Annotated in this window: 15 protein-coding genes and 1 tRNA gene; 13 read left to right on the forward strand and 3 right to left on the reverse strand. The window is 70.3% G+C overall.

The window, feature by feature from the left end; genetic code table 11:
- Positions 1–9: 9 nt before the first annotated feature.
- From AB0M56_RS42610 to AB0M56_RS42625, 4 genes are all read left to right on the forward strand, one after another.
- Positions 10–138, forward strand: coding sequence for a hypothetical protein (locus AB0M56_RS42610; RefSeq protein ID WP_364187008.1), 129 nt, complete (start codon positions 10–12; stop codon positions 136–138).
- Positions 135–362: a hypothetical protein gene (locus tag AB0M56_RS42615; RefSeq protein WP_364187011.1), complete on the forward strand. Its 228-nt coding sequence runs from the start codon at positions 135–137 to the stop codon at positions 360–362. Before AB0M56_RS42610 ends, AB0M56_RS42615 begins: the two co-directional genes overlap by 4 nt.
- Positions 359–1,225: a cyclase family protein gene (locus AB0M56_RS42620; protein ID WP_364187014.1), complete on the forward strand. Its 867-nt coding sequence runs from the start codon at positions 359–361 to the stop codon at positions 1,223–1,225. The genes AB0M56_RS42615 and AB0M56_RS42620 overlap by 4 nt, the downstream gene beginning before the upstream one ends.
- A 429-nt stretch (positions 1,226–1,654) precedes the next feature.
- Positions 1,655–1,727: transfer RNA gene (locus AB0M56_RS42625), tRNA-Thr, on the forward strand.
- Between the two features lie 49 nt (positions 1,728–1,776).
- Here AB0M56_RS42625 and AB0M56_RS42630 read toward each other — a convergent pair.
- Positions 1,777–2,304: an NlpC/P60 family protein gene (locus tag AB0M56_RS42630; RefSeq protein WP_364187016.1), complete on the reverse strand. Its 528-nt coding sequence runs from the start codon at positions 2,302–2,304 to the stop codon at positions 1,777–1,779.
- A gap of 513 nt (positions 2,305–2,817) precedes the next feature.
- Between AB0M56_RS42630 and AB0M56_RS42635 the strand changes: the two genes are divergently transcribed.
- From AB0M56_RS42635 to AB0M56_RS42660, 6 genes are all read left to right on the forward strand, one after another.
- Entirely contained in the window at positions 2,818–4,323 is a 1,506-nt protein-coding gene (locus AB0M56_RS42635) for a threonine/serine exporter family protein (RefSeq protein ID WP_364187019.1), read from the forward strand.
- 83 nt (positions 4,324–4,406) lie between these two features.
- Positions 4,407–5,849, forward strand: a complete 1,443-nt coding sequence (locus tag AB0M56_RS42640; RefSeq protein WP_364187021.1) for a trehalose-6-phosphate synthase — start codon at positions 4,407–4,409, stop codon at positions 5,847–5,849.
- A 35-nt stretch (positions 5,850–5,884) separates the two neighbouring features.
- On the forward strand, positions 5,885–8,422 hold the full coding sequence (otsB, locus tag AB0M56_RS42645; protein WP_364187024.1) for a trehalose-phosphatase: 2,538 nt from the start codon (positions 5,885–5,887) through the stop codon (positions 8,420–8,422).
- Positions 8,423–8,575: 153 nt separating this feature from the next.
- Complete coding sequence (locus AB0M56_RS42650) at positions 8,576–9,106, forward strand: hypothetical protein (RefSeq protein ID WP_364187026.1); 531 nt, start codon at positions 8,576–8,578, stop codon at positions 9,104–9,106.
- A gap of 60 nt (positions 9,107–9,166) precedes the next feature.
- Complete coding sequence (locus AB0M56_RS42655; protein ID WP_364187028.1) at positions 9,167–9,787, forward strand: sigma-70 family RNA polymerase sigma factor; 621 nt, start codon at positions 9,167–9,169, stop codon at positions 9,785–9,787.
- On the forward strand, positions 9,784–10,929 hold the full coding sequence (locus AB0M56_RS42660) for a hypothetical protein (protein ID WP_364187031.1): 1,146 nt from the start codon (positions 9,784–9,786) through the stop codon (positions 10,927–10,929). The genes AB0M56_RS42655 and AB0M56_RS42660 overlap by 4 nt, the downstream gene beginning before the upstream one ends.
- On the opposite strand, the gene radA is transcribed toward AB0M56_RS42660, so the two are convergent.
- Both radA and AB0M56_RS42670 read right to left on the reverse strand, forming a co-directional pair.
- Positions 10,930–12,291 (reverse strand): DNA repair protein RadA, encoded by a 1,362-nt coding sequence (gene radA / locus AB0M56_RS42665; RefSeq protein WP_364187034.1) that lies wholly within the window; start codon positions 12,289–12,291, stop codon positions 10,930–10,932. It lies immediately after the preceding gene.
- 35 nt (positions 12,292–12,326) lie between these two features.
- Positions 12,327–12,974: a hypothetical protein gene (locus AB0M56_RS42670; RefSeq protein ID WP_364187036.1), complete on the reverse strand. Its 648-nt coding sequence runs from the start codon at positions 12,972–12,974 to the stop codon at positions 12,327–12,329.
- A 286-nt stretch (positions 12,975–13,260) separates the two neighbouring features.
- On the opposite strand from AB0M56_RS42670, the gene AB0M56_RS42675 reads away from it, so the two are divergent.
- From AB0M56_RS42675 to ispF, 3 genes are all read left to right on the forward strand, one after another.
- Positions 13,261–13,752, forward strand: coding sequence for a CarD family transcriptional regulator (locus AB0M56_RS42675; RefSeq protein ID WP_033294400.1), 492 nt, complete (start codon positions 13,261–13,263; stop codon positions 13,750–13,752).
- Between the two features lie 64 nt (positions 13,753–13,816).
- Positions 13,817–14,488 carry a 2-C-methyl-D-erythritol 4-phosphate cytidylyltransferase gene (locus AB0M56_RS42680; RefSeq protein ID WP_364187039.1) on the forward strand — a complete coding sequence of 224 codons (672 nt, stop codon included), beginning with the start codon at positions 13,817–13,819 and terminating at the stop codon, positions 14,486–14,488.
- A gap of 5 nt (positions 14,489–14,493) precedes the next feature.
- Positions 14,494–14,958, forward strand: coding sequence for a 2-C-methyl-D-erythritol 2,4-cyclodiphosphate synthase (gene ispF, locus AB0M56_RS42685; protein ID WP_364187044.1), 465 nt, complete (start codon positions 14,494–14,496; stop codon positions 14,956–14,958).
- Positions 14,959–15,294 lie beyond the last annotated feature (336 nt).

The raw sequence follows: 15,294 nt of genomic DNA on the forward strand, positions 1-15,294 counted from the left end.
ACGACCAGGGTGCCCAGCTCGCCCCTCCTCGCCGACGACGCGGCCGGCGTCGGTCTGCCCGCGGCGCTGCGGGCCGCGGGCCTCGACGACGTGAAGGTCTTCGGCCAGGCCCGTACGGCGCTTCGCTGGGCTACTTGAAGAACGGCACCGAGGCCCGGGCGATCCCGTACGACCTCTACGGCGACATGTGGGCGATCGTCGACAGCATGGCCCGCAAGTTCGCCGGCGTCGCGGTGCCGACCATCCACCCGCCGATGTGGGTCGTCACCAAGGACAACCACCCCGCCGAGGCCGGCAGCGAACTGTTCCCGATCGTCGCCGACTACGACAAGCAGTACGCCGCGCTGTGGGGCAAGGCGTGACGGACGAGGTCCCGGCCGTGGCGCACCTGCTCGCGGGTGCGCCGCGGAACTGGGGCCGCTGGGGCGAGGATGACGAGGTGGGCACCCTCAACCCGTCCTCGCCCGCGCGGGCGGCGCCGCGGCGGTACATGGTGCAGGACCAGGGTTCCTGGTACGGCCCCGAACCACCGGACCTGCCCGGCGGCGCGCGCTACGCGGACGACGTCGTCGTGAGCCACCTGCAGGGCTCGACGCAGTACGACGCGCTCGGCCACGTCTGGTACGACGACACGCTCTACAACGGCTACGACGCCGCGACCACGATCGGCGGCCTGCGCAAGGCGAGCGTGCTGCCGATCGCCGAACGCGGCGTCGTCGGCCGCGGGGTGCTCGTCGATCTGGCGGGGTTCCGAGGCAAACGCCACCTGGACCGCGACGAGACTTTCACCCACGAGGACCTCACCGCCGCGGCCGCCGCGCAGGGCGTGGAAATCCGGCCGCACGACGTGCTGCTGATCAACACCGGCTGGCTCGAGTTCTTCTACTCCGTGCCACGGGAGGAGTTCTTCGGCGAGTCCTATCAGGAACCGGGATTGATCTACACCCCTGAGCTGGCCGAGTGGTTCCAGGCCATGGAGATCGCCAACCTCGCCACCGACACGATCGGCAACGAGGTGCTCATCGACCCCCCGCAACGGCACCACGTTGCTCGTCCACTGTGCGCTGATGCGCAACCTCGGCTTGGTGTTCACCGAGATCTGCGACCTGCGCGCGCTGGTCGCCGACTGCCGTGCCGACGGCCAGTGGGACTTCCTCTACGCGGCGGCACCGCTGAAGGTGGTGGGCGGGACGGGGTCGCCGGTGACCCGATCGTGGTCAAGTAGGCCAGCGGCGACGCCGCCCGGTGCCAAGACCGGCTCAGCCGGACCCACGGTGCTCGACACTTCGTATACGTGAACATGGCTGACGGGCATCGTTTTCTACCGGTTCAACTCGTCACGGGGAATATCCCTGGACGCGGTCAAGCAACAGCCGGCTCTCACCATCGCGGTGTGGCCCGGCTCACTTCCCGCGAGCCCGGGAAATCGGGGGTTCCCGTTTTCGGCAACTGCGAGGACTCAGAATCACATCGGCCTCGGCCGGGGTTTCGCACCCGGCCGAGACCGACGTGACAACTGACCGTTGTGCTCGACGCCCGGGGAAACGTGGACCCGCGAGCGCCGCGGCGCGTGGTGCCAGGCTCGGGAAGCTCGCTCCCGCGGCTGGAGGCCGGGCACCACACCGATATACTTTCGCGGCCTGGTTCAGGCGCTGCCGGCATAGCTCAGTTGGTAGAGCAACCGCCTTGTAAGCGGTAGGTCAGGGGTTCAAGTCCCCTTGCCGGCTCCTTCCGCCCCACAGGTCGCTGATCGATCTTGGGGTTGTTCGCGACCCGTCAGATGCGGCGGGCGTTGTGGAACGGCATCGAGGCCAGCGGCGACAGCTTCACCGGAACTCCGGGCCGGCTGGCGTGCAGGACCATGCCGCCGCCGGCGTAGATGCCGACGTGGCTCACGGGCGTGTAGAAGAACACCAGGTCACCGGGCTGCAGGGCGGCCTTGGAGACGGCGGCGCCCGCCGTGGACTGCAGGCGTGAGCTGTGCGGCAACGCGACGCCGGCCTGCTTGAACGCCCACACGACGAGGCCGGAGCAGTCGTAGGCGTTCGGACCGGCCGCGCCCCAGACGTAGGGCTTGCCCTGCTGGGTCAGCGCGCGGCTGAGAGCAGTGGCGCCAACCCGAGCGCTGGCCGACGCGGAGGCGGCCGGGGCCGCGGTCGCGGCGGACGCGGTGCTCGCTAGGACCGGGCCGGCCGTGGCCGACATCGCGGCGGCCAGCGCGGTCGCCGTCAGGGCGGCGCGGACGAAGCGCCGCTTGCGTGACGGTGCGGCATCGGATCGAACTTCGAATCGGTGGAGTGCCATTTCGGGGTAGAGCTCCTTCGGGGGAGGAGAGCGAATCGCGGGTAACCGCAAGAACACGGGCACATTACGAAACGAAATACGAGAATGCACCAAAGAGTGATCAGTGGCACAGATCAACAATTCCTGCCTGTCAACCGGCGCAAATACCGCGTGGTATCAATGGCAATTTACCGACAGTCAAGACCTGCTCCACCAGCGTGAATGCACCCAAAAAGCAGCCCGCGAAATTCGCTCAGCGGATTCCGGTAAGCACTTTTCGAAACCGGTTTCACCCAGGAATTCGCACTCACGGCACACGCACCCCGGCGCACCCCGGCGCAAGCCTGCCCAGACCACCTCGAACCCCCAGCTCAACCCTCGAAACGAGCGCCCCGGACGACCCTGCGAGACGATCAGGGGCAGACGTGGTGCACACCACTTCCGGATCAGTGCAACGGTCGGGACGCGTCGGCCGATGGTCCCCGGGAACGTCGAGGAGAACGACGCCAGACGGACGAGGAGGTGGGATCGATCATGAAGATCAACGAACGCGCCGACCAGGGGATTCATCGCAGACGGTGGCCGATCCTGGAGCCTCCCCGGCCGAGCTCGAACCAGCGGCACCGGCCGAACCTCCTGCGGCGCCGCGCGTGGCACATCCTCGAGGCGCCGACGGCGGAACAGCCGGCCGTCGAAAACGACGAGGCGCTGGGCCCGCAGCCGCCCGACGACGCGACGGTCAACTTCGTCCTCGACCTCACGCTGCGCATCGGCGAGGTGCAGATGGCCAGCGGCGCCGGTGCGTCCGACGTCACCGCCACGATCCTCGCGCTCACCGCCGCGCTCGGGCTGCCCCACTGCGAGGTCGACGTGATCTTCACGTCGATCACCGTCACGTGCCACCGCGGCACGGACCTGGCGCCTGTCACCGCGTTGCGAGTGGTCCGCTCGCGCAGCCTCGACTACACGCGGCTCACGCAGGCCGAGCTCCTCGTGCGCAAGATCGTCCGCGGCAACATGGGCGCCGAGGAAGCACACACGGAACTGGAGCGCATCACGGCGGCGCCGCACCCGTACCCGCGCTGGGTCGCCACGATCGCGTGGGGCGGGCTGGCCGCGTTCATCACGCTGCTGCTCGGCGGCGGCCCCGATGTGGCCGTGGTGGCGTTCGTGATCTCCTCGGTAGTGGACCGGCTCGGCCGGCTGCTCAACCGCTACCACCTGCCGTTCTTCTTCCAGCAGGTCGTCGGCGGGCTCGTCGCGACACTGTCGGCGATGGCGATCGTGAGCAGCAACGTCCTCACCACCGACCGCCCGACGCTCGTGGTCGCCGCGGCCGTCACGGTGCTGCTGTCCGGGCTGTCCACCGTCTCGGCGGTGCAGGACGCGATCACCGGCTACAACGTCACGGCCGCCGGCCGCACGATGGAGACCGCGCTGATGTCCGCGGGCCTGATCACCGGCGTGGTGCTGGCGCTGAAGATCGCCGTGATGCTCGGCCTGCCGAGCACACCGCTGCCGGAGGTCATCAACTCGACCCCGCAGCAGCTGCCCATCGTGGTCGTCACCGGCGCCGGCGCGGCCGCGTGCTTCGCGCTGGCCTCCTACTCGACGCTGCGCGCGCTGCTCGTCGCCGCGGCGGCGGGTGCCATCGGCGCCCTCGTGTACGGCTCGCTCATGCTCACGCAGTTCGACGCCGTGAGCTCATCGGCCATCGCGGCCACGCTCGTCGGCTTCTGCGGCGGCCTGATGGCGCGGCGGCTGCGCGTCACGCCCCTCGTCGTGGCCGTGTCCGGGATCACTCCCCTGCTGCCCGGCCTGTCCACCTATCGTGGTCTATACCAATTGGGAGTCGAGCCCGGCGGCAACATCTCGACGCTGATGACCGCCGTCGCCATCGGGCTCGCGCTCGCAGCGGGCGTTGTCCTGGGTGAATACCTCGCGCAACCCGTCCGGATGCGGCTCGGACGGCTCGAACGCAAGCTCGCCGGACCGCGAATGGCGGGACCGCTGGAGCCGCCGGAGCGCCGTCTGGAGTAAGCGGTTGACAACCGGCCGGTCACCTGGCGCGCGCTAGGGTTTCACTGGGGCCGCGACCCGCGGAAAACGAGGGAGCAGCTGTAGTGACTGTCGAGCAGAAGACCGCACCGTCCGCCGATTTCGTTGTGGTGGCCAACCGGCTGCCCGTCGACCTGGAGCGCGCTTCGGACGGCGGCCAGCGCTGGACGGCGAGCCCCGGTGGGCTCGTCTCCGCGCTAGAACCGTTCCTGCGCTCGCGCAAGGGCGCGTGGGTCGGCTGGCCCGGCGTCCCCGACGTCGACGTCGAGGAGTTCGACGACGACGGCTTGGTCCTGCACCCCGTCACGCTCACCTCCGCCGAGGTCCGCGACTACTACGAGGGCTTCTCCAACGCCACCCTGTGGCCGCTCTACCACGACGTCGTCGCGCCGCCGGTGTTCGACCGCGCGTGGTGGGACAGCTACGTGAAGGTCAACCGCCGCTTCGCCGAGGCCAGCGCCCAGGTCGCGGCCCATGGCGCGACGGTGTGGATCCAGGACTACCAGCTGCAGCTCGTGCCCACGATGCTGCGCGAACTGCGCCCCGACCTGCGCATCGGTTTCTTCCTGCACATCCCATTCCCGCCCGTCGAGCTGTTCATGCAGCTGCCGTGGCGCGCCGAGATCGTGCGCGGGCTCATCGGCGCCGACCTCATCGGCTTCCACCGCCCCGGCGGCGCGCAGAACTTCCTGTGGCTGGCCCGCCAGCTCGTCGGCCTCGAGCCCACGCGCGGCGCCGTCGGCGTGCGGTCGCGGCCAGGCATGGTGCAGGTCGGCGACCGCACCGTGCGCGTCGGCGCGTTCCCGATCTCGATCGACGCCGCCGGCCTCGACACCCTCGCGCGCAGCAAGGGCGTGATCGAGCGCGCCAAGCAGATCCGCCGCGACCTCGGCAACCCGAAAGCGGTGATGCTCGGCGTCGACCGACTCGACTACACCAAGGGCATCGACCTGCGGTTGCAGGCGCTGCACGAGCTGCTGCACGAGGAGCGCATGCAGCCCGAGGACGTCGCCTTTGTGCAGCTGGCCACGCCGAGCCGCGAACGCGTGGAGCACTACCAGCGCATGCGCGGCGAGATCGAGCAGATGGTCGGCCGCATCAACGGCGAGTTCGCGCGTGTCGGTCACCCGGTCGTGCACTACCTGCACCAATCCGTGAACCGCACCGAGCTGGCCGCCTTCTTCTCCGCCGCCGACGTGATGGTGGTGACACCGCTGCGCGACGGGATGAACCTCGTCTGCAAGGAATACGTCGCCTGCCGTCACGATCTCGGGGGCGCGCTCGTGCTCAGCGAGTTCGCCGGCGCGGCCGCCGAACTGACCAGCGCGTTCCTGGTCAACCCCCATGATCTGGACGGGGTGAAGAACGCGTTGGTGGCTGCTATTACGCTCGACCCCGCCGAGGGCCGACGCAGGATGCGCGCCATGCGTCGACAGGTCCTCACCCACGACGTCGACCGGTGGGCGCGCTCGTTCCTGCAGGCGCTGGGTGCGGAGCCGGTCGACTGACCTCCCCCGTACCGCGCTGGACCTCCTGAGGAGGAGTGTTGACCGCCGAGGCGTTGCCTGCGGAGCTACGGCGCGCGATCGTGCAGATCGCCCGTACCCCGCGCCTGCTGGTCGCCTGCGACTACGACGGCACGTTGGCCCCGATCACCGCCAACCCCGACGAGGCCCGGCCGCTGCCGGAGTCCGTCGGCGCACTCAGATCTCTGGCCGGCCTGCACGAGACCACCACAGCGGTCATCTCGGGTCGCGCGCTGCGTGACCTGGCGACGCTGTCGCGCCTGCCCGCCGAGGTCAACCTCGTGGGCAGCCACGGCTCCGAGTTCGACATCGGGTTCATCCACGCCCTCGACGAGAAGGCGCGTGCGCTGCACCGCCGGCTCGAGGCGGAGCTGGAGAACCTGGTGCTCGACGTGCCGGGCGTGTCGCTCGAGGTCAAGCCCGCGAGCATCGCGGTGCACGTGCGCCGAGCCGAGCACGAGGCCGGTCGCCGCGTGCTCGCCGACGTGCACGAAGGCCCGTCGACCTGGGAAGGCGTGTCGACCACCGACGGCAAGGAGGTGGTGGAGCTCGCGGTCGTCCAGACGGACAAGGGCCGCGCGCTCGACACCCTGCGCCACCAGGTGGGCGCCACCGCCGCCATCTTCCTGGGCGACGACGTGACCGACGAGAAGGCGTTCGCCCGCCTGTCGGGCCCGGACCTGGGCATCAAGGTGGGCGAGGGCGAGACGCTCGCGACCTACCGCGTGCCCGACACCGTCGACGTCGCGCTGGTTCTCGGCTTCCTCCTGGAGGAACGGCGGAACTGGCTCTACGGCGAGTCGGCGCCGCCCATCGAGCGGCTGTCGATGCTGGCCAACGAGCGCTCCGTCGCGCTCGTGACGCCCGACGCGAAGCTCACGTGGCTGTGCCACCCGGGTCCCGACGCGCCTGCCGTGTTCGCCGACCTGCTCGGCGGCCCCGGTGCGGGAGCCTTCTCGATCAAGCCGCACCGCAACGGCCTGCCGCTGGGCCAGCGCTACCTGCCGAACACGATGACGGTCGAAACGCGCTGGTCGCGCCTGCTCGTGACCGACTACCTCGAGCCGGAAAGCCCTTCGCACCGCACGGACATCGTGCGCGTGATCTCGGGCGAGACGGCGGCGGACGTGCTGTTCGCGCCGCGGCCGGAGTTCGGCGGCGTGCCCGTGAAGCTGGTCGCCGAGGGCGACGGGCTGCGGGTGCTGGGCACGTCGGAGCCGTTCGTGCTCCGCTCGCCGGGCGTGGCATGGACCATCACGTCCGACGGGCTGCACGACACCGCCACGGCGCTCGTGCAGCCGACACCGGACAACCCCGTGGTGCTCGAACTCCGTTGCGGCACCACGGATCTCGGCGCCCACGAACTGTCCGAAATAGACCGTCGCGACCGCGCGGGCCGCTACTGGAGCGACTGGGCGGCCAAGCTGAAGCTGCCGACGGTGCAGGCCGAGCTGGTGCGCCGCTCCGCGCTCACACTGCGCGGGCTGGTCAACACCGACTCCGGTGGTGTCCTGGCGGCGGCGACGTCTTCGCTGCCCGAGGAGATCGGCGGCGTCCGCAACTGGGACTACCGCTACTGCTGGATCCGCGACGCGTCCATGACCGTGCGCGAGCTGGTGCACCTCGGGTCCAACGAGGAGGCCGAGGGCTACCTGCAGTGGCTGCACGGCGTGTTGTCCACTTTGGCCGGTCCCGAGCGCCTGCACCCGCTGTACACGCTGGCCGGCAGCGTGATCGGCGCCGAGGCCGTGATCGAGTCGCTGCCCGGGTACGCCGGTTCGCGGCCCGTGCGCGTCGGCAACCTGGCCAACCACCAGGTGCAGCTCGACGTGTTCGGCCCGGTCGTGGAGCTCGTGGTCACCCTGGCCGACGCGCGTGGCGAGCTGCGCGACGAGGACTGGCAGATGGTGCGCGCGATGGCCGAGGCCGTCACGCGGCGTTGGAACGAGCCGGACCACGGCATCTGGGAAGAGCGGCACGTGCCACGCCACCGGGTGTACTCGCGAGTGATGTGCTGGGTCACGATCGACCGCGCGGTGAAGCTCGGCCACGAGTACGGCCGCGACGTGCCGGCCGCATGGCCGGAGCTGCGTGAGCAGATCAAGGCCGACGTGCTGGCGCACGGCTGGAACGACGAGGTCCAGGCCTTCACCACGGCGTACGACGGCACCGACCTCGACGCCGCGTCGCTGTTCGTGGGCCTCACCGGCCTGATCGACCCGGCCGACGAGCGCTTTCAGCGCACGGTGACCGCGATCGAGGCCGAGCTGCGCAGCGGTTCCACGGTGTACCGCTACCGCCGCGACGACGGCCTGCCCGGCGGCGAAGGCGGGTTCCACATCTGCGCCGCTTGGCTGATCGAGGCGTACCTCATCACCGGCCGCCGCAACGAGGCCGAGGAGCTGTTCACGCAGATCGTCGCCTCGGCGGGCCCCACGGGCCTGCTGCCGGAGCAGTACGACCCGATCGCCGAGCGTTCGCTGGGCAACCACCCGCAGGCGTACTCGCACATCGGCCTCATCCGGTGCGCGAACCTGCTCGCCGAGAAGCTGTGAACACCTGTCACCGGCCTAACCGCGTTAGCACAGGTCGGTGACAAGTGCCGTGAAGGTCACCTTGAGAGACCTACCGTCCCTTAAGGTGACCTTCACGAGCATTTGCACGTTCATTCGGCGCTCGGACGCAGGTCGGTGCAAGGAGGTGACGGGATGAAGCAGTACTACGGCGAAGCCACGGACTACGCCCCGCTGCCCCCGCTCTTCGCCCGCCGCGTGCGCACCGGCTCCGTGGTCACCGGCACCGCGCTGCTGGCCGGCACCGCGTTCGTGTTCGGGCTGACCGCGTTCGTGAACCGCCCGCTGCACGGGCACAGCCTCCCCGACGCTCCTGTCGGCGTCATCGGCCTGCTGCTGCCGACGCTCGCGGTGGTGATGACGGCCATCGTCGTGTTCACCTGCCGCAGCTGCCTGCGGGGCGACTACCTCGTGGTCGCCCGCGCCCGAGCCGCGCGCACGGCGCTGGTCGCCTGCTTCACGGCTACCGTCGTCACCTGCCTGCTCGCCCTCACCGCGTCGGCGCTGGTCGACCTGTGGAGCGATCACGACCGCTTCGGCGCGACGGACGTGCTGGCCACCTTCGCCAACTTCGCCCTGGGCCTGCTCGGCTACGCGGCGGGCCTGTTCTACATCCGCCCGTCCGTCACGACGCTGGAGAAGTTCAGCGACCACCCGATCTGGTGAGTCCGGTCACTCCGTGAGCGCCGCTGTGAACGCTGCGGAGCTCTGCGGGCAACACAGGGCATGCAGGTGATCCACGACGGTCCGGAGGCGGCGTTGCCGGACTCGTTCGACCGTCCCGACCTGGGCGTTCCCGATCCGGCGCCCGTGTTCGGCCGGCTCTTCGACGCACACTCGCGCCAGCTGCACCGCTACCTCGCGCGCCGCGTCGGCGACGACGCCGCCCACGACCTCGTGGCCGAGACGTTCCTCGTCGCGCTGCGGCGGCGCGAGTCGTACCGGCCGGACCTGGGCACGGCGCGCTCGTGGCTGTACGGGATCGCGACGAACCTGCTGCGCCACCACATCCGCAGTGAGACGCGGGCGCTGAGGGCGACCGCGCGGCTCGCGGCGGTCGGCGAGCGCTCCACGGCCGGGCACGACGGCCGCGTCGCCGAGCAGGTGGACGCGCAGACCCGCGCGGCGCAGCTCGCCGGCGCGCTGGCGAAGCTCAACGCCGCCGACCGTGACACCCTGCTGCTCGTGTCGTGGGCGGGGCTCGAGCCGACGGAGGTCGCCGAAGCCCTGGGTGTGCCGCCTGGCACGATCCGCTCGCGGCTGCACCGCATCCGGCGCTGGCTTCGGGCCAACGCCGCGTCCGTCCAGCGCACCACCGAGACCGCCGAGGAGGCGAAGGAACTGTGAACGACGACAATGTGCGCCACCTGTGGTCCGACGCCGAGCTCGACGAAGCCCTCGACGCCCTGCATCCCCACGTCCGCACCGATCCCGCTGAGCTGGACCGCGCTCGCGCGACGCTGCTGCGGGCCGCCGCCGCCGAAACCGGCCGCTCGCACATCGCCCCTCCGGCGCTGAAGAAGCGTGGCGGCACGTGGCGCTGGATCGCCGTGGCCGCGGCCGTCGCCGTCGTGACCGGTGGCGTGGTCGTGGCCCGCGAGGTGGTCGAGCGTCCCGCCACGGTCGCCCCGGCGGCCACGGCGACCGCCGACGTGCAGCCCGGTCCCGGTCAGTACACCCACGTGACCAACAACTACATCGACGTCGAGTGGGTGGACGACCGCAGCGCCTTCGCCGTGCAGCAGAAGGTCGAGTTCTGGATCCCCGCCGACCGCTCGGACATGTGGATGCGCAAGTGGACGCGCGAGCCGGACACGGTGCTCCTCACCGGTCAGCGGTCCGACGAGCCGAGCCTGCCCGGGCCGGACTCCACCACGCAGATCGCGGCGGGCGGCGACTTCAAGGCGGAGTTCCCCCACCCTGGCGGCTGGGCCGTCGATGTCCCCGACGGCTGGTACCGGCCGACCCCGGAGTTCGTCGCGAACCTGCCGACGGAGCAGGCGCCGCTGCTGAAGGACGTCGCGTCCGCGCACCCGCCGCCCCAGCGGTCGGGCTACTCCACCGAGGTCCTCCCGCCGATGCAGTCGTACCCCGGCCTGTTCCAGGTGCCGACGTCCGGCGAGACGAGCACGGCGAAGACACCGCTGCCGCCGACCCCCGGGTCGGCCGTCGCCGCCTACGCCGGGCCTGGCGACACACAGATGCGCCTGCTCACGGTGCTCGCGTCGGGGCTCGCGCCGCGTCCGGTGCGCACGGCGATCATCGACGCCCTGCGCGACCAGGCCACCTCGTGGACGAGGAACGACGACGTCGAGACCTACACGGTCAGCTACGGCAACCACCAGCTCGTGGTCGACGTCAACACCCCGACCTCGCAGCTGGTCAGCGCGAAGAACGTCACCAACCAGAACTTCTACGGGATCCACCCGGGCGAGACGCTCAGCGAGGCGAAGTTCAGCTTCGAGATCACCAGCCAGTTCGGGTCGTGATCACTTCGCGTGGTTGGCGGCGTTGAGCGCGCTGGCGACGTCGCCGACCTCGAGGGCGCGGATGCCGTTGGGCAGCTTGCCGGAGTCGGGTGGCACGAGGGCGTGGGTGTAACCGAGCCGCGCGGCTTCCGCGAGGCGGCGCGCGACGTTGGGCACCCGGCGGACCTCGCCGGCCAGCCCGACCTCGCCGACGGCCACCAGCCGCTGGGACAACGCGACGTCGTGCATCGACGACGTCAGCGCCAGGACCAGCGCCAGGTCGATCGAGGGCTCGGTGATCTTCATCCCACCGACCGTGGCGACGTAGACGTCCTTGTCACCCAGCTTCAGCCGGCCGCGTTTCTCCAGCACGGCGAGGACCATGGCCACGCGCGAGGAGTCGAGGCCGCTCACCGCGCGCCTGGGCTGCGGCATGCTCGTGCTCGACACCAGCGCCTGCACCTCGCCCAGCAGTGGCCGTTTGCCCTCCATGGCGACCGTGATGGCCGTGCCCGGCACCGGTTCGGCGGTGCGGCTCATGAACAGCCCGGACGGGTCGGGCACACCGACGATGCCGCCCTCGGTGAGCTCGAAGCAGCCGATCTCGTCGGCCGCGCCGAAGCGGTTCTTGATGCCGCGCACCATGCGCAGCGTCGAATGCTTGTCGCCCTCGAACTGCAGCACGACGTCGACGAGGTGCTCCAGCACGCGCGGGCCGGCGACCGAACCGTCCTTCGTCACGTGGCCCACCAGCACCACCGGCAGCCCGCGTTCCTTGGCGAGCGCCACGAGCCCCGCCGCGACGGCGCGCACCTGCGTGACCCCGCCCGGCGAGCCCTCCACCTGCGGTGACGCCATCGTTTGCACCGAGTCGACGATCAGCACGCCCGGCTTCACGGCGTCGACGTGGCCCAGGACCGCCGACAGGTCGCTCTCGGCCGCGAGGAACATCTCGCCGTGCACGTTGCCCGTGCGCTCGGCGCGCAGCCGCACCTGTCCGGCCGACTCCTCACCCGTGACGTACAGGGAGCGGCCGGCCGTTCTGGCCCACTGGAACGCCACTTCGAGCAGCAGGGTCGACTTGCCGACACCGGGTTCGCCGGCCAGCAGCACCACTGCGCCGGGCACAAGCCCGCCACCGAGCACGCGGTCGAGTTCGGAGACGCCCGTCGCCTTCGCGCGGGCCGTCTCCACGTCGACTTCCCCGATGGGCCGCGCGGGCGCGCTCGGGGCACCCGCGGCCACTCGCGTGATCGCCGGTTTGACCCCGCCCCGCTCTTCGAGCGAGCCCCAGGCCTGGCACTCCGGGCAGCGGCCGAGCCACTTCGCGGCTTCGTACCCGCATTCCGCGCACCGGTAGACGGTGTTGGTCTTCTTCACCACGCGCCGAGGCTATCGGCGGGCACCGACAAAAACCGTCAGGGCTCGACGTGTGCCGGCGCGGCGACCGGCATCGCGACGGTGATCGGGCCCGCGTTGCGGAAGGTGAAGGTGACGTTGATCGTCATGCCCGGCCACAACGGCTGCGTGAGGTCCTGCAACACGACCGTGCCCTGACCCAGCTTCGTGGCCGCACCGCCGTCGCCGGGGGACGCGCTGCTCGTGGCGGTCGGAGCGCCCGAGGAGGTGCCGCCGGGCGGCGTGGAGGCGGAGCTCGACGTGGTCGGCGTGGTCGGCGCGGCCTGCTCGTTGGTCGACTCGACGGCGTCGTCCGGGCCGATGACCAGCGTGTGGCCGGCGACGATGTCGGTGGCGCCGCTGATCTGCGCCGGCGACTTCGTGCCCTCCGAGCTGACCGAGACGAGCTGGTCGTCCTGGGCGCCCTGGTTGACGATCGTGAGCGTGAGCGGCGCGGGCTGGCCGGCCGAGTAGGCGGCGCCCTGCGCGGGGTACTGGACGGCGGCGTCACGCAGCACCAGCGTCTTCACCTGCGCGTACGTGCCGTTGACCGCAGGCTGCTGCGTGTCGGTCTGGGTGATCTGACCGGCCCCGCAACCGGCGAGCACGAGCGCGGCACCGAGCGCCGACACACCTGCGCCGAGCACGCGACGTTTCTGCAGCCTCACGTCGGAGTCCTTCCATCTCACGGCCTCGTCACGACGAAGACTAGCCGGGCGCGTCCGCGCGCGCGGAACCGGTGGGCCCCAACGGGTGCGCCACGACCCAAGATCAACCGTCCAATTAGGATTTCGTACCTGCTGATCAATGCCTTCCCCATCACCTGCATGAGCACGGGCGATTCAGGTTTGTCAACCCCCGCCAAGCCGCTGACCTGCGACGACGATCCCGGGCCGCTAGGTGGCCATCTGAAGACCGTGCTAAGATGGAATCAGCGAAAGGGGCAGAGGACACATGGTTTTCAAGGTCGGAGAGACCGTCGTCTACCCGCACCACGGTGCCGCACTCATCGAAGCCATCGAGACCCGCGTGATCAAGGGCGAGGAGAAGAAGTACCTCGTCCTCAAAGTCGCGCAAGGGGATCTTACGGTTCGCGTGCCTGCTGACAACGCCGAGATCGTCGGTGTGCGTGATGTCGTCGGGCAAGAAGGACTGGACAAGGTTTTCGACGTACTGCGTGCTCCCCACACCGAAGAGCCCACGAACTGGTCTCGTCGGTACAAGGCCAACCTGGAGAAGCTCGCCTCCGGCGATGTGAACAAGGTGGCCGAAGTGGTGCGCGACCTCTGGCGGCGAGAGAAGGACCGCGGACTTTCAGCCGGCGAGAAGCGCATGCTGGCGAAGGCGCGGCAAATTCTGGTCAGCGAGCTCGCGCTCGCGGAAGGCACCGACGAGGACAAGGCGGAAACACTCCTCGACGAAGTTCTGGAAACCGCGACGGTCTGACCCCTGGGGTCATCCGGCTCCCGGCGGAGGCACCGGGCAGCCACTTCTCTACGATCACGACTCGATGAACCAGCAGGTGCAGAGCGTCGCGTTCGTGACTGTCGCACACCACATCGCCGATGAAGAGCGTGCTCTCACGACGGTGAACGGTGAAGTTCTTCTCAAGCACACCGTGCGGGGGCTACTCGGCACACCGGAGCTCGATCTGGTGGTCGTGTCAGCCCCTTCTCGGTGTGCTGAGTCGTTTTCGGACGCGCTGTCGGACCTCGTTTCCGAGCTGTCCGATCGCTGCCGGTTCGTCCCCGGCGCGTCGCTCCGGCAGGTTTTCCCCGCCGTCGAGCCCTCGCTTTCTCCCGGTGCGGTGGTTCTCGTCCACGACGCCCTGCGCGCCTTCACTCCACAACGGACTGTCCGTGATGTACTGACCACGGTCCGTGCAGGTGCGTCTGTCGTAGTCCCGGTGCTCCCGATGGCGGACACCGTTAAGGCGACCGACGCCGGCTTGATCACCGCCACCGTCGACCGCGACGGCCTGCGCACCGCCCAGACCCCCGTCGGCTTCTCGCTCGACGCGTTCAGCGCGGCACTCGCCGAAAGCCCGGACCCAGGCCTCGGCTCCGTGTCCGGCGCCACCACCGTCCCCGGCGATCCCGACGCCATGCGCGTCGCGAGCGCCTTTGAACTCACGCTGGCCGAAGCCCTCGTGGCCGGCGGCGACCAGGAGGCCCCGCTGTGACCGACCTGCGTGTGGGCAACGGCGTCGACGTCCACCCCATCGAACCCGGCCGCGACTGCTGGATGGCCGGCCTGCTGTGGCCCGGCGTCGACGGCTGCGCCGGCCACTCCGACGGCGACGTCGCCTCCCACGCCCTCTGCGACGCCCTCCTGTCCGCCGCCGGCCTCGGCGACCTCGGCGCCGTCTTCGGCACGGGCGACCCCCGCATGGACGGCGCCCACGGCACCGACATGCTCGCCGAAGTCCGCACGCTGCTCGAAGCCGAAGGCTGGCGCGTCGCAAACGCCACCGTCCAGATCATCGGCAATCACCCCCGCGTCGGCAAACGCCGCACCGAAGCCCAAGACGCCCTCGGCGCGGCCATCGGCGCCCCGGTCAGCGTCTCCGGCACCACCACCGACGGCCTGGGCCTCACCGGCCGCGGCGAAGGCATCGCCGCCCTCGCCACCGCCCTCCTCCTCCGCGACTGACCTCCCCCAGTCCGCTCCACCGCTTCTCCAACCTTCCCGCCCTCCCACGCACCCCCCATGCCGCACTGGCGCCCAACGCACCCCACGCCCGCGTTCGGCACACCCAACGCACCGAAAACCACACTGGGACCCCTCGGCCCCCACCCACCGCCACCCACCTGCCCGACTCACCACCCACACAGACCGCGTCCACCCCCGCAACCGCCACCCACCCACGCGACGAAACCTGCACCCAGCCCCACCCCGCACCCCGATCCGAAGCCTCCTTGCGGCCGGCGACGTGTTGTCAAGGCACGCTTTCCCGCCTTGACAACACGTCACCGGCCGTCAACACAA

Origin of the sequence: Amycolatopsis sp. NPDC051372, from assembly GCF_040682095.1 — a bacterium.
Taxonomy (GTDB): domain Bacteria; phylum Actinomycetota; class Actinomycetes; order Mycobacteriales; family Pseudonocardiaceae; genus Amycolatopsis.